General features: G+C 41.7%; 20 protein-coding genes and 1 riboswitch. Of the genes, 9 read left to right on the top strand and 11 right to left on the bottom strand.

Annotated elements, in window-relative coordinates; translation table 11 throughout:
* The first annotated feature begins 85 nt into the window (after positions 1-85).
* Entirely contained in the window at positions 86-1,414 is a 1,329-nt protein-coding gene (locus AR334_RS23085) for a 6-phospho-beta-glucosidase (RefSeq protein ID WP_066318851.1), read from the top strand.
* A 32-nt stretch (positions 1,415-1,446) separates the two neighbouring features.
* Here AR334_RS23085 and AR334_RS23080 read toward each other — a convergent pair whose 3' ends face one another.
* The 3 genes from AR334_RS23080 to AR334_RS23070 all read right to left on the bottom strand — a co-directional run bounded on the left by AR334_RS23080 (position 1,447) and on the right by AR334_RS23070 (position 3,854).
* The gene (locus AR334_RS23080; RefSeq protein WP_066318849.1) at positions 1,447-2,409 is read right to left on the bottom strand and encodes an alpha/beta hydrolase; all 963 of its coding nucleotides are present in this window, start codon (positions 2,407-2,409) and stop codon (positions 1,447-1,449) included.
* 109 nt (positions 2,410-2,518) lie between these two features.
* A complete protein-coding gene (locus AR334_RS23075; protein ID WP_066318847.1) occupies positions 2,519-3,343 on the bottom strand; it encodes a formate/nitrite transporter family protein in 825 nt (274 codons plus the stop codon).
* Between the two features lie 187 nt (positions 3,344-3,530).
* Positions 3,531-3,854, bottom strand: a complete 324-nt coding sequence (locus tag AR334_RS23070) for a hypothetical protein (RefSeq protein WP_156431371.1) — start codon at positions 3,852-3,854, stop codon at positions 3,531-3,533.
* Positions 3,855-3,925: 71 nt separating this feature from the next.
* A riboswitch (SAM riboswitch) is annotated at positions 3,926-4,030 on the bottom strand.
* A 112-nt stretch (positions 4,031-4,142) separates the two neighbouring features.
* Between AR334_RS23070 and AR334_RS23065 the strand changes: the two genes are divergently transcribed.
* Complete coding sequence (locus tag AR334_RS23065) at positions 4,143-4,925, top strand: Cof-type HAD-IIB family hydrolase (RefSeq protein ID WP_066318838.1); 783 nt, start codon at positions 4,143-4,145, stop codon at positions 4,923-4,925.
* A 44-nt stretch (positions 4,926-4,969) separates the two neighbouring features.
* Here AR334_RS23065 and AR334_RS23060 read toward each other — a convergent pair whose 3' ends face one another.
* Complete coding sequence (locus tag AR334_RS23060; protein ID WP_066318837.1) at positions 4,970-5,677, bottom strand: CPBP family intramembrane glutamic endopeptidase; 708 nt, start codon at positions 5,675-5,677, stop codon at positions 4,970-4,972.
* A 118-nt stretch (positions 5,678-5,795) separates the two neighbouring features.
* Positions 5,796-6,824 (bottom strand): low specificity L-threonine aldolase, encoded by a 1,029-nt coding sequence (locus AR334_RS23055; RefSeq protein WP_066318836.1) that lies wholly within the window; start codon positions 6,822-6,824, stop codon positions 5,796-5,798.
* A gap of 444 nt (positions 6,825-7,268) precedes the next feature.
* Between AR334_RS23055 and AR334_RS23050 the strand changes: the two genes are divergently transcribed.
* Together AR334_RS23050 and AR334_RS23045 are read left to right on the top strand one after the other, a co-directional pair.
* Positions 7,269-7,958, top strand: a complete 690-nt coding sequence (locus tag AR334_RS23050) for a cell wall hydrolase (RefSeq protein ID WP_066318830.1) — start codon at positions 7,269-7,271, stop codon at positions 7,956-7,958.
* A 19-nt stretch (positions 7,959-7,977) separates the two neighbouring features.
* Positions 7,978-8,814 (top strand): RMD1 family protein, encoded by an 837-nt coding sequence (locus AR334_RS23045; RefSeq protein ID WP_066318826.1) that lies wholly within the window; start codon positions 7,978-7,980, stop codon positions 8,812-8,814.
* Here AR334_RS23045 and AR334_RS23040 read toward each other — a convergent pair whose 3' ends face one another.
* From AR334_RS23040 to AR334_RS23035, 3 genes are all read right to left on the bottom strand, one after another.
* A complete protein-coding gene (locus tag AR334_RS23040; RefSeq protein WP_066318823.1) occupies positions 8,815-9,036 on the bottom strand; it encodes a hypothetical protein in 222 nt (73 codons plus the stop codon).
* A 14-nt stretch (positions 9,037-9,050) separates the two neighbouring features.
* Positions 9,051-9,224: a hypothetical protein gene (locus tag AR334_RS29665; RefSeq protein WP_156431370.1), complete on the bottom strand. Its 174-nt coding sequence runs from the start codon at positions 9,222-9,224 to the stop codon at positions 9,051-9,053.
* Between the two features lie 150 nt (positions 9,225-9,374).
* Positions 9,375-10,484, bottom strand: a complete 1,110-nt coding sequence (locus tag AR334_RS23035; RefSeq protein WP_066318820.1) for a hypothetical protein — start codon at positions 10,482-10,484, stop codon at positions 9,375-9,377.
* A gap of 207 nt (positions 10,485-10,691) precedes the next feature.
* Between AR334_RS23035 and AR334_RS23030 the strand changes: the two genes are divergently transcribed.
* From AR334_RS23030 to AR334_RS29120, 3 genes are all read left to right on the top strand, one after another.
* Positions 10,692-11,348 carry a DsbA family oxidoreductase gene (locus AR334_RS23030; protein WP_301337178.1) on the top strand — a complete coding sequence of 219 codons (657 nt, stop codon included), beginning with the start codon at positions 10,692-10,694 and terminating at the stop codon, positions 11,346-11,348.
* Between the two features lie 663 nt (positions 11,349-12,011).
* Entirely contained in the window at positions 12,012-13,775 is a 1,764-nt protein-coding gene (locus tag AR334_RS23025; RefSeq protein ID WP_066318806.1) for a DUF4153 domain-containing protein, read from the top strand.
* A gap of 71 nt (positions 13,776-13,846) precedes the next feature.
* Positions 13,847-13,963, top strand: coding sequence for an anti-repressor SinI family protein (locus AR334_RS29120; RefSeq protein ID WP_082693077.1), 117 nt, complete (start codon positions 13,847-13,849; stop codon positions 13,961-13,963).
* A 135-nt stretch (positions 13,964-14,098) separates the two neighbouring features.
* Here AR334_RS29120 and AR334_RS23020 read toward each other — a convergent pair whose 3' ends face one another.
* From AR334_RS23020 to AR334_RS23010, 3 genes are all read right to left on the bottom strand, one after another.
* Positions 14,099-15,115: an NADP-dependent oxidoreductase gene (locus AR334_RS23020; protein WP_066318802.1), complete on the bottom strand. Its 1,017-nt coding sequence runs from the start codon at positions 15,113-15,115 to the stop codon at positions 14,099-14,101.
* Positions 15,116-15,375: 260 nt separating this feature from the next.
* On the bottom strand, positions 15,376-16,194 hold the full coding sequence (locus AR334_RS23015) for a CPBP family intramembrane glutamic endopeptidase (protein WP_066318800.1): 819 nt from the start codon (positions 16,192-16,194) through the stop codon (positions 15,376-15,378).
* 21 nt (positions 16,195-16,215) lie between these two features.
* Positions 16,216-16,830, bottom strand: a complete 615-nt coding sequence (locus AR334_RS23010; protein WP_066318797.1) for a TetR family transcriptional regulator — start codon at positions 16,828-16,830, stop codon at positions 16,216-16,218.
* A gap of 413 nt (positions 16,831-17,243) precedes the next feature.
* Between AR334_RS23010 and AR334_RS23005 the strand changes: the two genes are divergently transcribed.
* Together AR334_RS23005 and AR334_RS23000 are read left to right on the top strand one after the other, a co-directional pair.
* Complete coding sequence (locus tag AR334_RS23005) at positions 17,244-19,541, top strand: DEAD/DEAH box helicase family protein (protein WP_066318794.1); 2,298 nt, start codon at positions 17,244-17,246, stop codon at positions 19,539-19,541.
* A gap of 78 nt (positions 19,542-19,619) precedes the next feature.
* Positions 19,620-20,693: a sulfite oxidase gene (locus tag AR334_RS23000; protein WP_367576371.1), complete on the top strand. Its 1,074-nt coding sequence runs from the start codon at positions 19,620-19,622 to the stop codon at positions 20,691-20,693.
* The last annotated feature ends 66 nt before the right edge of the window (positions 20,694-20,759 follow it).

Genomic DNA, 20,759 nt, shown 5'->3' with positions numbered 1-20,759 from the left:
AAGCCGGCAAGTCATTTACGATTTTTCGATAAGACAATAGAATGAAATTGTGAACAGAAAAAATAGATTTCTGGAGGTATTTTACATGTCAAAAGGCATTAAAATCGTTACAATTGGCGGCGGCTCAAGCTACACTCCTGAATTAATCGAAGGTTTTATTAAGCGCTATGATGAGCTTCCGGTTCGAGAGCTTTGGTTAGTAGACATCGAAGAAGGAAGAGAAAAGCTGGAAATCGTCGGAAACCTTGCGAAGCGTATGGTTGCCAAAGCAGGACTTCCAATTAAAATTCATTTAACATTAGATCGCCGCGAAGCGTTAAAGGGCGCAGATTTCGTTACAACTCAATTCCGTGTCGGCCTTTTAAAAGCTCGTGCAAAAGATGAAAGAATTCCATTAAAATATAATGTCATCGGTCAAGAAACAAATGGCCCTGGCGGATTATTCAAGGGCCTTCGTACCATTCCTGTTATCCTTGAAATCTGTAAAGATATCGAAGAACTTTGTCCAGATGCTTGGCTTGTTAACTTTACAAACCCAGCCGGCATGGTAACGGAAGCCGTTCTTCGTTACAGCAATATCAAGAAGGTTGTCGGCCTTTGTAACGTGCCAATCGGCATGCGTATGGGCGTGGCGAAAGCATTGAATGTTGAGCCTGAGCGTGTACAAGTAAACTTTGCCGGCCTTAACCATATGGTATTCGGCCTTGATACATTCTTAGACGGCGTCAGCGTCCAAGACCAAGTGATTGAAGCGATGGCGAATCCTGAAAATGCCATGACAATGAAAAATATTTCCGGCATCGCTTGGGAGCCTGACTTCATTCGTGCATTAGGCGCAATCCCTTGTGGCTACCATCGTTATTACTACAAAACGGATGAAATGCTGGCTGAAGAACTTGAAAAAGCTGAAGCTGAAGGCACTCGTGCGGAAGTGGTTCAACGTTTGGAAACTGAATTATTTGAGCTTTATAAAGATGAAAATCTTGATATTAAGCCGCCTCAATTGGAGAAGCGCGGAGGTGCGTATTACAGCGATGCTGCTTGCAGTCTGATCAACTCCATTTACAACGATAAGCGCGATATTCAGCCGGTTAACACTCGCAACAACGGCGCGATTGCCAGCATTCCGGATGATTCCGCAGTAGAAGTAAACTGCGTGATCACAAAAGACGGCCCTAAGCCAATTTCTGTTGGCGACCTTCCAGTTGCTGTTCGTGGATTGGTTCAGCAGATCAAATCGTTCGAGCGCGTTGCTGCTGAAGCTGCCGTAACTGGCGATTACAAAACGGCGTTACTTGCTATGACCATCAACCCACTTGTTCCATCTGATACAGTGGGCAAGCAGATTCTTGATGAAATGCTAGAAGCGCACAAAGAACATTTACCACAGTTCTTTCAAAAAGTAGAAGCATAAAATTTAGGGTGGTGCACCACGCACCACCCTTTTTATTTCATATATTTATCAACAAAACTCCAAATCGTCCCCCAATATTTTTTCGGGTCTACCTTCTCTGCTTCACCGTGTCCCGCACCAGGTATCGTCAATCTCTCCTTTTCTACCTTTGCCGCCTTAAAAACCTCATCTAACTCCTCGAATGGTACGAATGAATCGCTTTCTCCGTGAATAAATAACATCGGAGTTTTACTCTTGGCAACCTGCTTAACCGCGGATGCCTCGTTCAGGTCGTACCCCGCCCTTATTTTTGTAACGGTATTGGCTGCGTTCATGACAGGAAATGGGGGTAATCCGAATAAGTCGTCCAACTGATAGGTAAATACATCCATGACCGAAGAATAGCCGCAATCTTCAACAATTACCTTTACATTTTCCGGCAGTTCTTCCCCAGAGGCCATCATCACCGTTGCCCCGCCCATCGAGATTCCGAACAAAACAATGTCAGCGGCAGGGTCTTTTTCGACAATTTGATCAATCCAAACAAGAATATCTTTCCGATCATGCCAGCCCATCCCAATATAGTCCCCTTCACTCTCACCATGGCCCCGGGCGTCTGGTGCCAACACGTTATAGCCTTGCTCATAAAAATTCCTAACCCAGCGGGTCATTCCTAAGCCGTCCATGGTGTAACCATGTGCGACAATCACCCATTTGTGTTCTGCCTGCTTATTCTCATACACATATCCATTTAATTTCAATTTTAATTTGTCTGTTGATATAGCACTCCATCTACTTGGCTGATGGCTCTTAGAAAATTCGGCATCCGCCAATTTACTTGCCTCTGCAACGGCCGCCGAGACCGCTTCTGATTGAGCCAAATGGGGATTATCCGTCAGAAATTCCTTCTCCTGGTGGGGATTAAGGGCAAAATTGAAAAAATAATTTCCGACAAAAAAATAGGCTCCAATCAAAATTACAATGACAACCGGAATAATCATTTTTAATTTCTTCATATAGGACGTCCTTCTCTTTACTATTATAATTCTATAATATCAAATGTTTGTAAAAAAATGGCGAGAAACCTCAACTTACATTGAGGATATCTCGCCATCTATTTTTCATTTATCTGCTCCCGCTTTTGACCAACGGCTGGACAACCGGGGCACTTTTAATCGCCGGTTCCTTTTTCTTATAGGCATGGTAGTATGCCATCCCGATAAACACCACGCCCCCCACAGCATTGCCTAAAAACACGGGGACAAAATTATATAAGTATTCTATCCAAGTAAAATGTCCAGCAAAGATTGCCGCAGGAATCACGAACATATTGGCCACCACGTGCTGGAATCCAATCGCAACAAACGCCATCGTTGGGAACCAAATCCCAAGAATTTTTCCGGACATATCCTCCGCCCCATATGATAGCCAAACGGCTGCGGCTACCAGCCAGTTACAGCCAATTCCCGATAGAAACGCTTGAAAGAATGACGCTTCCAGCTTGTGCTCAGCAACATTGATCGTTTTATCCAAAAATGGAGCGGTTTCCGTTAACCCAACCAAATGGCCAAAGACATAAGCGACAAAGATGGCACCGGCAAAATTGCTCAGCGTAACGAGCAGCCAATTCCAGGCAACCTGTTTTGTCGTGACTTTTTTGGCGAATCGCGCAAGCGGCACCGCCATCATGTTCCCGGTTAACAACTCCCCACCTGCCAACAGCGTTAAAATTAGGCCAATTGGGAACACGGATGCCCCAATTAAACTGCTTAGTCCCTGCAGACTTTCCGATAACGGTGCCGTAACACGAATAAACAGCAGATAACCAAGCGCAATGAAGGCCCCGGCCTCGAACCCTAATATTAACGTTTGTCCGGCTGCATATTTTGCTTTTTTTACTCCATTCTCAACCGTAATTTCCATAATCTTTTCTGGTTTGCTAAACGCCATAACAAGTCCACCCTTATGTACAATAAAGTATGTGAAATAATTAACATACCTTATTGTACATCACTCTACCGGAAAACAATGTGAACATTTTATTAATTATTGCTCTGTAACAAAGTTCACATTTTAAGGGATTTTTTTTAAAAAGTGCAAAAGAGTGCAGCCCCACAAAATGGCTGCACCCAAAATCTTAAAAAATTGTTTCTAAATAATTCCCAAAACCTTTTAAAATAGGCATCCCCTGTGCCTCCAGGTCCTTCCAAATTTTGCGATCCAGCTGGAATGGACCGCTTTGCTTCAGGAATTCGATGTCGTTCTCCGTCAGCAGAGTTTGATATTCTTCTACACCTTTTCTGACAATAAATTCATAATTTTGCATTTTCATAAGGATGACCTCATAATTCTCATCCCATTCCTGCAATTGCCCTTCAACACAGTTGGCAACGTGTAATAGAAATTTTTCACTGCAATAATTTTTCGCCATTAAGCCTCTGGCAAAACCGCTAATGTTCATTTCAACCGCTCCTTTGCCTTTTTGAAAAAATAAAAACCCTTTCGCAAATGGATGCAAAAGGGTCCGTCACCGTTTTATCATCCAAAGCTTCCGCTTTGCCTGGTTGGAGCACCTTGCCTGTCTGCAGGTTGCTGTGACGTCTCTGAGCCAGGTCTCTCAGCCACTCTTGATAACTATTTCATTACTCCTATTGTACTACCAAAATATGAAAATGAACAAGAGATATACGGATTCAATGTGCGTTCATGGTATAATGTTGGGTGGAAATAGCTTGGAGGTATTGTATACATGAATTATAAAGCAGTCATCTTAGATATTGACGGAACCATCCTTCCCCACGGGAAAACGTTAAGTTATGCCACTAAAGACGCCATTGAGCAATTAAAAGCAAAGAATATAACGGTCGCCATCGCAACGGGGAGAGCACCTTATTTTTCATGGCCAATCATCGAGGAAATTGGTGTCGATTCGGCTGTGTTTTTTAACGGTTCGCTAGCCTATTATGAAAAGAATGAAATCTACCAAAATTCAATCGATAAGCATGTTTTGGAAAAATTACACGGATTGTCGCTAGAATATCAGCACCCGCTGACGTTTCTAAGCAATCAAACCTTTAAAGCCAGCGATTTAACGCATCCATATATCGTAGAGTCCTATCAGCATGATGACTGGAAACCGGAACTTGCCTCACCAAAGTTTTGGCAGGAAGAAGATATTTTTCAATTGTTCCTGCATTGTGATGTTGAAGAAGAACGTTTCTATGAAACAATGATCCCTGAACTGGATTTCCGCAGATGGACTGCGACCGGCGCGAAAGCCTGTGATGTGAATATGGCCAAATCCAATAAATCAGTCGGTATTACTAAGTTACTGGAACGCCTCGGCATTGCGCCTGATGAAACGGTTGCGTTCGGTGACGGTATGAACGATATTGAAATGCTGTCGTTGGTGGGCATGGGCGTTGCGATGGGATCTGCACAGGAAGAATTGAAGCGTGCGGCCAATATGGTGACACTCAGTGCTGAAGAAGACGGTGTCCGCCACGGTTTGGAACGTCTCGGGCTTATATAAAAAAACAAAACCATGCCATGAGCTACCACCATGGCATGGTTTTGTTATACGCTTTTTGTTTCAATATTAATTTTCGATTCACTTTTAGCCGTCAACATAAAGCGCAAATCGATTATGGCATGAAGAATAATTGGGAACAGCAAACTGCCTGTTGAAAAATATACTCGTGAAAGTGCGTAGCCAACAAGCCCTGTAAGGAGAACGCCCTTCCAGCCTTGATAATAATGGGCAATCCCGAAGATCGCCGCACCGACAATCATTAAAACAGACCCTTCCAGATTAAAGGGCGAATTGGCGAGAAAATGCAATAAAAATCCGCGATAAATAATTTCCTCACATATACCTGCAGTGACGGCCACAAAAATGCCCAACCGCTTATCAAACTTCCCGGTCGGAACCATATATGACACCGTATTTGTTTGTGCTTCCTGGTATTTTCGATAAAAAGGCAATCTCATCAAACCAAACACCGCTACTCCAATTCCGATTAAGAATCCGACAAACATGCCCATTGTCTTGGATGCATTCTCTGAAGGCATCGTCAATCCGATGTCGGAAAAGGTAGTGGCTGTTACGGCAACCATCAATAAAATGAGTAACGTAACACCCCATTCAGAGTAAATAATATATTTAAAATAAGCAACCCGTTCCTTCTCATGATAAGTCACCTTTAATTTATTGGTATATTTTGTATCCCAAAACGGGTATATACCAATCAAGAAAGCTAGTAGTAAAATACCAAAAATAAACATGATTTCCCCCTTGAACATCGAGACTATTTTACTACTATTCTACAATAGGTTACAAAATCCTTCCAGGTTTTCCAATTATAAAAAGAGACCAAATCGCGGTGATTTGATCTCTCCATCATTATTGCGCAAGTTTTTTATAATCTGCTATAAATGCAGTAACCTGTTCCTCTTTTGTGGCCCAGGAGGTAACGAGGCGAATCGCTGCATAATCCTCATCAACTTTTTCCCAAACATGAAATGCATAGTTGCTTTGCAGCCCACTTATGGCTTCGTTCGGCAATATCGGAAAAATTTGATTGGTTGGCGAGTCGGTCAGGAACTTCACATTAGCATTAGCCAGCTCAGTTTTGAGAAGCTCTGCCATCTTGTTGGCGTGGTCCGCCAGTTCAAAAAATAGGTTATCCCGGAACAATTCAAGAAATTGAAGCCCAAGCACCCGCCCTTTGGCGAGCAGGCCGCCTTTTTGTTTAATATGGAAGCGGAAATCAGTTTTAAGTGAATCATTGCAAATGACTAGCGCCTCCCCGATCAGCGCCCCATTCTTCGTGCCGCCAATATAAAAAGCATCTACCAGCCACGGCAGCTCCGCCAAGGTTAGGTCATTTTCTGATGAAGTAAGTGCTGAACCCAGCCGTGCCCCATCCATGAATAAAATAAGTTCATTCCTATCGCAGAACTCCCTTAATTGTTGCAACTCAGCCTTTTTATAAATCGTCCCGATTTCGGTTGAGTTAGAAATATAAACTAGTCTTGGCTTAACCATATGCTCATCGGTATGGTAGTCAAGAACGCCTTGAAGATGGGCCGTGTTTAGTTTCCCGTCTTCCGTATCGACAGCAAGCACTTTGTGTCCGGTAGCTTCAATCGCCCCGGTTTCATGGGTAAAAATATGCCCAGTACTCGCGGCGATAGCGGCCTCATGTGGTCTTAAGAAAGCGGAAATCGCCGTCAAATTAGTCTGTGTCCCACCTGATAAGAGATGTACATCAACGTCCGTACGCCCGAGCCTTGCTTTGATTTGCTCCACCGCTTTTTGGGAATAGCGGTCCTCCCCGTACCCTTCCTCCTGTTCAAGGTTGGTTTCAATTAACGCACTCAAGATCCTCGGATGTGCCCCTTCACTGTAGTCGTTTTTAAAGCTATACATGTCAGTTTCCTCCCTGTTGTTATTATGTATCGCGGATATATTTGATTTATCGCAGATATATCGAAAAGAGCGCAGATAAACCACAACTTTCCGCAGATATATGGTCAACAATCGCAGATATCTTTCATTTTACCGCAGATATATCCATTTTACTGAAATTCCGTTCCATTTTAAAAGGGTAATTTCCCTCTTGAACGACCATTCGGAAGGAATTCTACGTGATTTTATCGTAATTCTACAAGATTTCAGAAGAATTCAACGTAAACCCGTAACAATTCTACGCAATTCAAGCCCGATTCTACGAAATATCAAACCAATTCTACGTAATTTACATGCAATTCTACAATTTGACACTTCCATGTAAAGAAACTGTAATACTAATCTATTTTTTCATTTCATAGAAATAGAAATCAAGAAAAGAATTAAAGCCAGGAGGAGAAATCAATGAAAAAACTAATTGCTGCACTGACATTCGGAATTTCACTCTTATTTACAACGCCCACACTAGCACACACCATCCAAGCTGGAGATACAATGGCCAAAATTGCCAAGGACAACCATTTAACTTTACAAGAGTTGGCAGAACTTAACCCGCAAATTGATAATCTCGACTTGATATATGTTGGACAAACTGTACATATAAATAAAATAGAGGCTGATTCCGAAGCGGCCGCAACCTTAGCAAGCCTCGAAACAAGGGTGGATGTAGCGAAAATCCGGTATGCCCAAGCCCAGACTAATGCTACCACCACGAACGCCGTCAAAGCACCGCCATTTTCCCAATCCGAAATCGATCTGCTGGCGAGACTTGTCCGTGCCGAGGCAGAAACCGAGCCATTTGAAGGGAAAGTCGCGGTCGCCTGTGTAGTTCTAAATCGACTCGAAAGCCCCAAATTCCCTGACACGATAAAAGAAGTCATTTATCAAAAAAGGCAATTTCAACCAGTGAGCAACGGACAAATCAATAAGCCTGCCGACGAAGATTCTATTAAAGCGGTATACGAAGCATTAAACGAAAAAAGAACACTGGCTCAGGATTCGTTGTTTTTCTATAATCCAGTCATTGCCACCAGCCGCTGGCTCGATTCTAGAGCAACAACGATCACGATTGGTGATCATGTTTTTAAAAAATAGCCGAAAAGAGTGATACACGATGAAGGCGATGACCTTCAAAGCATTTGCCGTTGTCAATGAAATCGATTTAAACAAAATCGCGATTCACTGCGGGATTCCAAAAAAATTCACCTGGGAGGAGCCCCTCATCCTAAGGGGCAGCGTTCTAGAGTCCATCCTCGGCCGCGAAATAAATGACGGTCAAATGGTGCTGATCTTCTCGTTTGGCAGCGTGGTGTTTATCAACCAAACCGACCCAAGTGAAACAACTATTTTACTAAAATTCATACAAAAATTTGAGCCGGACGTGGAGATTAACAACGCTGACCGCTATACCGACGACTACAGCTTGCACATCCATGAAAACGAAAGTCTTGAGCTCGCGGACGAATATGTAATGGTCCCTGAATTTGAGGAATTCTATCCTGAATTAATTTCCACCGTGCTGGCCAAATCCGTGGCCCTGGAAAAAACCGAAGAACAGCTGGGAAAAATTCATGACAGGCTGGAGACGATGATCGACCGGCTTGAAAAAGGAAAACTAAGAATCGGCAACAAAGAGCTGGCGAGGACGACAGCTAAAATACTTCGGCACGAATATAACACCCTCGCCTATATCATGATTTTGGACAAGCCGGACATTACCTGGTCCAGCAGTACCGCCAGCGAATTTTATGACAAGATGATGGAATTTTTCGAGCTCAGTGACCGTTACAAAATTTTAAAAAGCAAGACGGAGATTTTATATAATATCATGGATGGCTTTTCCACCATCAGTCACTCCATTCGCGGCCTGTTCGTGGAATGGGTAATCGTCCTATTGATCCTATTCGAAATCGTTCTGACGCTGCTCCAAATCGCAGGACTGCTGCCATAGTCAGATTTGTTTTTTAACATCCTCCCTGATGGATTCAACAATTTCCTCGGGTAGATCCGCCGGGAAGGATGTTTCAGCTTCAAATACCCAGCTATTGATAATTTCAAGGTCTGCCTTTTTAAAGGTAATACTATAATTCTTCAGGTTATGTTGAAATTCAACTGTCACATACTCTTCTGTGGCAAAATCGTCGTCGATTATCATATTGGTGATTTGATACATTTGGAAGTCTCCTTTTATTTTGCATACAATATCCGAATTTCATTTTCCGCCTCGATCATCCGGCCAAAGCGATACCCTTCAATTAGCACATGACGCTCATGAGCATCCAGACGGCGGTTCCATTTCTGCTCGAGATAATAAATTACTTCATTATAAAAAATATCCGAGTACTGGAATGGTTCTTTCACAATCCTTCAACTCCTTAAGGCAATACTCTTCCCAATACAGTCTAGTCATTTTTTTCAAAATGGATACAAAAAAACTTGGTTCTATTTAACCAAGTTTTAAAATTCTATAAAAAGAACACCCTCTGTTATGAAGAGGATGCTCTGAACGTATTATTTCTGATACTTCGTTAACTTCGACGTTACACCCGTCGGTTTCCTTTCCGGCGGCTTTGCTTTCAGGTTGGACGCCCAGGAAACCTGCGATTCATATTTTTCTGCATGCTCCTTGTTGACTAGGAACTGCAGCCGCTCTTTGTTTTTTTCAAGAGATTCTTCCAGTGACTGCAAACGGCGGCGCGGAAAGGATAGCCCTGCCAGAATCATCGTGACGGTTGGGTCGGTATCCGAAATATACGTTCCTTCAAATAGTTCCAACGGTTCACCGATTCCTTCAAAAATGGCCGGTGCGCTAATAAGCTTCGCCACCGTTTCCGGCCCTTCATAGATGAGACCGGCACGGATCACCCCGACGGTGTCGATTGGACAAAAAATGGTGTTTGCCCAGGAACGTTGAATTTTATTAGAAATGTCTGCAGTCGTCTTGGCGTCGGTTACCGTCGTTGACGATATCATCGTGACGCCGCGGGTATTCAAAATATTCATGAGGTCGGTTTCATCAAAGTTACCGTAAAGCGAGCTCTTTTGCGTGATCTGCAGGACGTAACTAATCGCCTCCATGACCTGACGATTGGAGGAAAGGTAGATTTGCTGCTTGCTGGATTGTGGGTTGACTTTCCGCACTTGGTCGTTATCCACTAGAAACACGGACGAAATCCCTTCAATCTTCGAAATCTGCTCGATGCATTCTGCTGCGTTGATCCGATTTCCGGCCAGCACGTTCCGTTCCGGCACCACAGCGATTGCCCCGATGTTGATGCCCGGCAGCTGGTCTAGCAAAATATCAATTAACAACGGACTCATACCGGAACCGGTTCCCCCGTCAGTCGAGAATGCGACTAATAACAGTTTGACGTTCTTAAAGGACTTTTTCACAAAGTCAATCAGTTCGCGGTAATGCTCGTGAACCGCTCTTAAGCCGATGGAGCGGTCCTGCCCAGCACCATTATAGCCAGGCACAAAATACTTCTTCTCAACCTTTGTGTTGACGGCCCCATCGCGTTGATTTGTGTTGATCAGAGCCGTTTGAAAACCCATCGTCGTAGCGATTTCAGCGATATTTCCACCTGCTTGCCCTACACCCAAGATGCCTACTGATTTCAAATTATCGCCTCCTTGTCTAGTAGATAATACTCAAGTTTTTGGCAATTTAGACTTTTTTTCTTGAAAAATTACGTGTTTATGTCCGGGTTGAATCAGATGATTGGTCAATTCTGCTTGAAATAGGTATACTAAATAAAATCAATCACCAAGGAGGTTTCCAAGATGTTAATTGAAATGTGGACTGATTTTGCTTGACCATTTTGCTATATTGGCAAAAAGCGTCTGGAGGACGCTATTCAGAAAGTTGATTTCCCTGTCGATGTGGTCTATCGCTGTTTTGAACTTGATCCATCTACTTCAAAAGACGTGCCTTATAATATGTATGAAATGCTGGCAAAAAAATACGGCATGAGCATGGAGCAGGCAAAGGCGAATTGCGACAACGTGGAGCGAATGGCCCAAGAAGCCGGGTTAGAGTACCATCTTGATCGAGCCATTATGACCAATACCTTTGATGCGCATCGATTGACGATGTTCGCGAAAAATCAAGGCCTGATGAAGGAAATGACCGATCGCATTCTGCGTGCCTACTTCACCGAAGGCAAGCACATCGGGGACCACGACACGCTGGTTCAACTGGCGGAGGAAGTGGGATTGGACGGCAAAGCCGTTAAGGAACTCCTGGCTGGCAAGGATATGAGCGATGCTGTTTATACAGACGAATCTCAAGCGCAGCAATACGGCATTCGCAGTGTGCCATTCTACTTAATTAACAAAAAATATTCCCTTACCGGTGCACAGCCGGTTGAAACCTTTGTTCAGGCCCTAAAGCAGGTTGTGGCCCAGGATGGCCCATTCACCCCTCTAGGCGGACAAGATGGTCTCAATTGTGATGAAAACGGCTGCGAAATTCCGAAAAAATAAACAAGAAACTCAGAAAGCGCCTGTTAATGGGCGCTTTCTTTCATTCATGGGGTTAGATATCAAATAAAAAAATCAGCGTAATAAGTAAACATTACGCTGACTTCGATAAATGTGCTTTTTCCCTCAACAATTGCAGTTTTTGACTCTTGGTCAATCTTCGCCAGAATTTTACTTTAAAATTCATCATATATCCTCCTCGCATGGGAATCTTGTCCCTCTCGAATCGCTACTTTTTGACCACTGTTCATTCAAATTTCGCAATAAGCCCAGGTAAAATTATTTTATATGTCTATTTTAACAGGCTTCGCCTCTAGGTGAAATTTGAAAATATCGACGGTATCTCATACATTTTTACAAAATGTTCCTATATTCTATATTCGATTGCCAATTTGACTAGAATTTATAGACAAACCTTGTCCGACGTTGTCATAAATTAACGCAAAAAAAATTGAAATAATATGTCAGAATTGTGAATAAACTTCGCCGCAATATCAGAAATTCCCCAATTATTTTTAACAAAATTGTGCGTTTATTCACAAATATTACAAATAATCTTAAAATTTAAAATGGTATAATTTATAGATGAGTCCAGACTTTTTTATGAGATTCCTTTAAGACATGGGGTCATTGCCCGTTGTTGACTAAATAGGGAGGTTGAGTAAAATGAAGTGGATAAAAAAACTTCAGGATAAACTCTCAGGATTGACTGATGCCATTGCCCGTTTTCCGTTGACGACATTTTTCCTATTGGGCGCCTCCATGATTGATGCTTATATGATTAGCACAGATAAAAACGAATCTGAATATCTATTGACCTTTTTGCTGGGAGCATTCCTCGGTGCCGTATCCCAGGTTGCTTATGAACGGTTTTACTCCAGGCTTTCCCATCGTCTATTGTTAATGGCCGCAGCAATCGTGCTGACAGCGGGTTATTACCTCATCATTAGGCCCGTTTCTGCCATGGGCCTCGAGATTCAAATTAGAACTTATGTCGCCCTGTTTGCCCTGTTAATCGCCTTCATTTGGACTCCCACTATAAAAAGCGACATCAGTTTTAATAAAAGCTTTATGATTGCTTTCAAATCTTTCTTCCATTCCATGTTCTTTTCCGGTGTCATATTTGCAGGCACCGCCATGATTCTGGGGGCCATTGATCAATTGATTGTTTCCCTTGATTATAAAGCTTACCCGCAAGCGGCAAATATCATTTTTATCCTGTTTGCCCCGATGTATTTTCTGTCGTTGATTCCGAAATATTCAGGGGCTAATCTGAACAATCAACAACATGTTATTGAGAAAGCCGCCCACATTCCAAAGTTTTTGGAAATACTGATTTCCTATATTGTCATTCCATTAATAAACGTTTTTACCTTAATTCTGCTGATTTATCTGGCAAAAAATATCGGCGGGGAATTTTGGACAGATAACTTGCTCGAACCAATGATTGTGTCCTATTCCATTGCGGTTATTCTGGTCTACATATTGGCCAGTGACATTGAAAACAAGTTTACCGTCCTCTTTAGAAAAATTTCTCCTAAAATCCTTGTGCCGATTGTTGTTTTACAAATTATCTCTTCCTTTATCACCTTAACAGATACAGGTCTAACACATACGCGTTATTATGTTATCTTATATGGCATATTTGCTGCCGCTTCCGGAATTTTATTAAGTTTCTTGCCTGTCCGAAAAAACGGGGTCATCGCCATTCTGCTCATCGTGTCCTCAGTCGTATCCAGCGTTCCCCCGGTCGACGCATTCACGATCAGCAAAAATAGCCAAATCAAGACAGTGGAAGAAATCCTTGTAAAAAATGGAATGCTCGAAAACAATGAGGTCATCCCAAAGGAATCAATCCCTGATGAAGATAAGGAGAAACTCACAAATGCCATTCAGTATTTATGGATGATGGACTACACCGACGAAATTTCGTTTTTGCCAAAGAATTTTGACCCCTATAAGAATTTTCGCCCTACTTTTGGCTTTGAGGAATACAAAAACCCAAGTAAATTTGATGATGTTCCCTATACTATTGTTCAGGTAAAACACCCCATGCCAATCAACATTACTGGAAACGATTTCTTTATTCAAATCGACATTCCCTTAAATACGGGCAAAGTAGAGGAGCAATTTGCGTTTGAAAAGGATGGGAAAAAATATACCCTCTTAAAAGAGGCCGGTAATGAAAAAGCAGAGTTAAAATTAATGAACGAAGGTAATGAAGTCATCCTCTATTTTAAAGCGAATGAGATTCTTGATAAGTTTTCAAATTATATAGGAGACAGCACTATCTCAGTTGAAGAAGCAACGTTTACAAGTAATAACGACAAGGCAAAAATGACTATTGTTATACAAAATTTTGAGACTCAACGAGAAACTAGCCCACCTTCCATTAGGGCAATGGCCTATGTTTTTATCCAAATAAAATAGTATTCGCTAATTAGATATGAAATAGCAGCAGGTACGGTATACTATAGCCATTTTTTTAGGAGGGAATAATTATGGATGCCCACGGTAGAATTACAGAACTGGATGAGGAATGGGTGGCACTTATTCTAGAAGCCCTTAAATCAGGAATTTCTGCAGACGAAATTAGAGAGTTCTTAAATACTCATTGAACAATGAAAAAATGGCTTAGTTCACCTTGAACTAAGCCACTCTATTTTAATGAACTCTATCGGCACTTACACAGTGCAAGAAAGTTGTTTCCAAAAATGAGCGTCCAAAGCAACTCATTCTCTTCCAACCATCATTTATTCTTCCGCCACTTTCACCAGCTGTTTCCCGATGTTATCGCCGCGGAACAGCCCCAGGAACGCATCGACAGTATTCTCAAAGCCTTCGACGATATTCTCCCGGTATTTGATTTTCCCTTCCCGAACCCATTGCGAAAGCTGTGTTAAGCCTTCTCTGTTATGTTGAGCATAATCGGAAACAATAAAGCCTTTCATCAGTGAACTGGTCGTCAGCAGCTGACCCGCCACTCTTGGTCCAAGTTCCCGATTTTCTAGGTTATATTGGGAAATCTGGCCGCAAATGATCGTCCGTGACTGGAAATTGATTAAGGACATGACCGCATCACTTACTGTCCCGCCCACATTATCGAAATAAACATCGACCCCATTCGGGCAGGCTCCCTTCAACGCTTTGCGAAGATTTTCAGTAGTTTTATAGTTGATTGCAGCATCAAAGCCTAATTCCTCTGTTAAAAACGCACACTTATCATCGCCGCCGGCAATCCCGACAACCCGGCAGCCTTTTAGTTTGGCAATTTGGCCGACAATTGTGCCAACAGCGCCAGAGGCACCGGACACGACCACCGTTTCCCCTTCCTTCGGTTCCCCTATGTACAATAGGCCAAAATAGGCAGTCAAGCCAGGCATTCCTAAAACATGAAGCGCAGTAGTGATTGGTCCCCATTCCGGATTAATTTTTCGGATGGCGCTTCCATCAGAAACATTGTATTCCGCCCATTCTAGCCGGCCATCGACATATTGCCCAACTTCAAATCTGGAATTCTTCGATTCTATGACCTTTCCGACCATACCGCCCAGAAACGGCTCCCCGACTTCATATGGCTTGGCATACGACTTAGCATCTGACATCCGCCCGCGCATGTAAGGATCAACCGAAAGATAAAGTGTTTTGATTAACACTTCCCCTTCTTTAATATCCGGAATCCTTTCTTCAACCATTTTGAAGTTACTCTCATCTGGCATCCCCTTTGGCCTGCTTGCAAATAAAATTTTCCGATTCACGCTATTCGCCATCTAACCCACTCCCTGTCTTTTTTCTTATCCTTGAGAAGTGTATTCATGGTGCTTGATAACATGTTCGATTCTTATTGGGGATTTCCCTTCTATTTTACAGAAAAAGCGGATCACCCCTTCTGAAAAAGAAGTGAACCGCTCAGTAATCATTCTGTTTTGTGAGTTTTTAATTTAGAAACGTTGACCAAATACTATAGAAAAAAATACCAAGCCCGCCTAGAAAAACACCTAAACAGGCCAAACTAGCAGGGCTTCTCCATTTAATGTCTTGCATTCGATACACCTCCAGATACTCTTATTGTGGCGACTCTCCCTTTTAAAAGAACCATAAACAAACCTATACAAACTACTAACTTAACTATAACGCTGACTGTTTCATTCCATGCATGGAGGCCCCCAGATGACGCAAAAAAGGCAGAATTTGCATTGAACAAGGCATGAAGCAGGATACACATCCAGATACTTTTAGTTCTGATATACAGAGCCGAAAGTACAATGGCTGTCCCCATGACGGAAACAAAAAACAGGCCAAAATTAGAACCATGTTGGGCCGTCCCAGATATAAACCAAAGCGGCACATGCCATACAGCCCAAATTACTGAAAGCAACAATGTTGCTGTAAAAGGTGTAAACTTTTTCAGAAATTCCGGAAGCAAAACCCCGCGCCAACCGACCTCTTCCAGTCCGCCTCCCAAAATCATCATTGGCAGCATTAACAGGACTGCATAATACGGCTGGTCAAAACGCATCTGAATCTTACCAGTAAACAGGGAATCTATTAAAAATGGAAATATCCCTAAGAGTAATGGTACGATCAACACAAAGATATACCACCTAATATTGACTTTTACCTTCACTAATTCCGTAAGAAATTGGCGGAATTCCACTTTTGAACCGTAAAATCGTTGGGAAATAACCGCGGCTACAACTGGTCCTAACAGCCCGCCCAGTCCATATATAACAAATTCAGGGGAGGCTTCCGATAAAGAGCTTTCCAATAGAAAAATAACCGCAAGCCAACAACCCCAGGTGATTAGAAAATTAATTAGGATAAATGAATAAACCTTTTTGTTTTGCACGATGGCAACAACCTTTCCATTTTAAATACTGGATTGAGGCAGCAACTCCATTAAACGCCTCAGCAATTGATCTTGCTGTTTTTTCATATCAATCCTTGCTAGACCAAACGCCAAACTATGAACCATCATTCCGTCTATACTAGACATCATCATTTTCGTAATTTCATCGACTGGTATGGTTGCAGTAAATTCACCAGAATCGATTCCTTTATGGAATAGGTCTGAGAACATAGCAACGGTTCGCTCATATCGCTTGGCAAAAAACTCTCTTACTGTCTCATCTCTCCAGCTAGTAATCCAAAATTCATAAATCGCTGGGTAAAGGGTATCTTCAGAGGTCATTTCTAGTCGTAGTTCTTCAAAAAATCTACTTAAGACAGAAAAAACTGTGTCGTCAGAGGTTATCACTTCCGCAAATTTCTGTTCCTGCTCAGCATCGAGATGGGTTAACAAAGCTTCAAAAATCTGTTTTTTATCGGTAAAGTACAAATAAATCCAGCCTCGGCTCATACCCGCCTGTTCAACAATATCCTTCAGTGTCGCTTTTTCATATCCCTTCCGTTTAAACACCTCCATGCTGGCCAAGAGTATTTGCTGTTTGCGAAATTCCTTATGTTCATCAGTCACCTTTGGCATTGCTAAATACCCTCCAAGAAAATAAATGAATCAAGTGTCATTTATTTATAATATAAATGACACTCGATTCATTTTCAAGTATTTTTTTCCAATTTTACTCCTTTATGGTAAACTTTAATTTCGCATGGATTAAAATTTCACAATCTAGATTTCATGGTCTGGCATCAAAAAAAGCTAAGATACTGCCAATAACCTGGCCGTGCCTTCGCTTTTTATTTTTCTTCTCTATTAATTTTCCTTCAATTTCTTCAAGTGTTAATTAAGATTTTCCTATTTGCTGTTCATACTGAACTTTTCATTTGCACGTAATCGGCCGCAGCCTTTGCATTATTGCGCCATTCCATTATCTACAATTTTAGTTTATGCAATTTTTGGCTATAATTATTGTATACCATTTTAATAGAGGGATACCTATGCAAAACCTTGAACTAAAGCTTCAGCAAGCATTAATAGAAAACGAAAATTTAAGGCAAGAAAATTACCGACTAAAAGAAATATTAAAATCTCATAATATAAAGTTTCCAACATCTCCACCGGATGATTTGAAGCAGCAAGCCAAAAAGGCGAAAATCATGGAACGTATCCAGATTTATAAAAGATTTTTTAGAGGGAGAACTGATGTTTACGCGGTCCGCTGGGAAACAAGCGATGGAAAGAAGGGGTACTCCCCAGCTAAAAAGGCCGCTGGCCAATATCTGCCGTTAACCGATCAGGTCCTCTATAATCATTTATTAGGGAAACAAACTATCGGCCTATACCCCCTATTACAAGATGAAACATGTTGGTTCTTGGCAGTTGATTTTGATAAAAATAATTGGCATCGGGATGCTTTGGCCTTCGTTGAAATGTGCAAAGCGTTGAATGTACCGGCAAGTTTGGAACGTTCGCGTTCAGGGAACGGCTGTCATATCTGGATTTTTTTCGAACAAGCCATTCCGGCTGCAACTGCTCGAAAACTGGGGAATTTTTTATTATCTCGTACTATTGAAAATAAGCATGATTTAGGGATGAAATCGTTTGACAGATTTTTTCCGAATCAAGATACTCTTTCTAAAGTGGGGCTTGGAAATTTAATTGCCCTGCCTTTACAGGGAAATTCAAGAAAAAGCGGAAACAGCGTTTTTGTTAACGAAGACTTTGTCCCCTACCAAGATCAGTGGCATTATATACAACAGGTCAGAAAAATGACTCTAAATGAAGTTCTGAAAATAATAGAGGATTATCGTCAACCAGAAACAGAAATAAGACCAAAACAAGAAATAAATGAACGTCCCAAAAAATTAATTGTCATCGAAAAAAATGGCATATATATTGAGAAAGCGAAACTGCCTGCTTCATTTGTTCAAAAACTGATGGGTTTGGCCGTTTGTAACAACCCTGAATTTTACAAAGCCCAAGCAAAACGACTATCTACAAATAGAATTCCAAGAACCATAAAATGTTACGAGGAAACCCCGTACTCCCTTATTTTGCCTCGTGGGTGTAAGGAGGAATTAATTTCCCTGTTAACTGAGCACTCAATCGATATAGAATTTCTTAATGAATCTAATCATGGACTGGAAATATCCGTTGATTTCCACGGAACATTGAGACCTGAACAAGAAAATGCTGTTTCAAGATTGTTGGAACACGATAATGGAATTTTGTCCGCCACCACCGGATTTGGAAAAACAGTAGTGGCCGCTGCCCTGATTGCCGAAAGAAAGGTCAATACAATGGTAATCGTTCATCGAAAGCAATTAATCGACCAATGGAAACAATGTTTGTCCAGCTTTTTAAATTTAGAAGTGAAGCAAATTGGCCAAATTGGCGGCGGGAAAAATAAGCAGACAGGAATAATTGATATTGCAACCATTCAGAGTCTATATTATAACGGAGAAATAAAAGAGCTCGTTACTCAATACGGCCAAGTCATTGTTGATGAATGCCATCATATTTCTGCCTTTAGTTTTGAGCAAGTATTAAAGGCGGTTAATGCAAAATATATTTACGGTTTAACAGCAACTCCAAAAAGAAAAGATGGGCTGCAACCGATTATGACAATGCAATTGGGGCCAATTCGATATAAAGTTACGGCAAAAAATCAGGCAAAGGTTCGTCCGTTTGAACATATCCTGGTACCACGGTACACAAACTTTAAAATGAAAGAAGAAAATAAAGATATCCAATTCATTTTTAATGAACTCATAAAAAACGACCATCGAAACCAGATGATTTTTGATGATGTTTTAAAAGAATTGGATCAAGGCTCAGTACCTTTGTTATTAACTGAAAGAGTCAAGCATGCCAACGATTTAAAGGACAAGTTTACCGGATTCGCTAAAAATATAATTCTTTTGAACGGACAAATGAGCAAAAAGGAGCAAAGGGAAAACTTAAAAAGGCTAGAGGAATTAGCTGATGACGAGGAAAGATTAGTCATTGCAACGGGAAAATATATTGGCGAAGGCTTCGATCATGCACGATTAGACACCTTATTCTTAGTCATGCCACTCTCATGGGAAGGCACATTGCAGCAGTATGTCGGCAGGCTGCATCGGTTGCATGATGACAAATCACGGGTGAAAGTCATTGATTATGTCGACCATAAACAACCAATATTGAAAGCAATGTTTGAAAAAAGAAGAAAAGGCTATAAATCGATGGGCTATAAAGAATTGGATAACAATGCCAAGACGCTGCCTAAGCCGGAGCAAATGAAGTTGTTTTAAAACATTTCCACCCTCAAGGTGGATTTTTTTATTAGGATAAAATTTCTATCTAGTAAATACAATTATTGAAGGAAAGGAGTGTGTTTATTGGATCCAAACGAACAGTTCTTTAATGTGAAGCCACACCTGATGACACATAGTTTATATCCTGAAAACCAGGAAACGCCGATTCATTTTCTAGAAGGGCTAGAAACACCCATATCAAAAATGTACCGGAGGAACCATTTTCCCTATCCCGCCATCACCGATCAGTCTTACTCCCTTTCCATCATCGGTTCTGTCAAGACTCCGATTACTTTACACTACAACCAAATTAAATCATTGCCCTCCCGAACTGTAACTAGCATAGTGGAATGCTCCGGAAACAAGCGGGCCTACTTTGAGCCAAAGGTGTTTGGCGACCAATGGAAAGACGGGGCCATCAGTCAAGGAACTTGGAAGGGTGTCCCCCTTTCCTATCTCCTGTCCTTGGCAGGAATCAACAATGGGACCCGTGAAATCGTGTTTCGTGGTGCAGATGCCGGCAACAAGAAAGGAAAGCATGTTCATTTTGAGAGAAGTCTTCCACTAGAAAAAGCATTGGTTCCGAATGTCATTGTAGCCTGGGAATATAACCAGCGGCCGATACCACCGAAGCATGGATTTCCTTATCGATTGATTGTACCGGGTTGGTATGGAATGGCCTCGGTAAAGTGGCTAAAAACTATTCATGTCATTGATGACGCTTTTACCGGTCCGTTCCAAACTGATGATTATGTCTATCACCCACATAAGGATGATAACCTGGATTCATTTCCAGTCACGACGAACCATGTCAATACGATTATTCAACAGCCCCTGAATCGGCAAATCCTGAAACCTGGCCAACACGATATCTTTGGTTTGGCTTGGACCGGTGAAGGCTTGGTTACCGCTGTCGAAATTAGTCTAGACAATGGAGTAACTTGGACAAAGGCTGCTCTATCCGAAAATCCAAAACGATACCAATGGGTGAAATGGTCCCATCCCACTGTTTTTGAAAAAAATAAGGAGTACACAATCAAAGTTCGCGCATTCGACTCAAACGGCCAATCACAGCCCGACCAAGCATTCTGGAATCGTAAGGGGTATGGCTATAATGAAGTTACACAAATTAAAGTTAAAACAGAATAGTCCGGTAAACGACATTCACTATTCTTCATTTTTCCCCAAAAAATTAACATAATCTTTAAGCAGACT

The sequence above is a fragment of the Bacillus sp. FJAT-29814 genome (assembly GCF_001510715.1).
In the GTDB taxonomy this organism is placed as follows: domain Bacteria; phylum Bacillota; class Bacilli; order Bacillales; family Cytobacillaceae; genus Neobacillus.
Note: the sequence above shows the minus strand (reverse complement) of the source record. Positions and strands in the feature narration are given on the sequence as shown.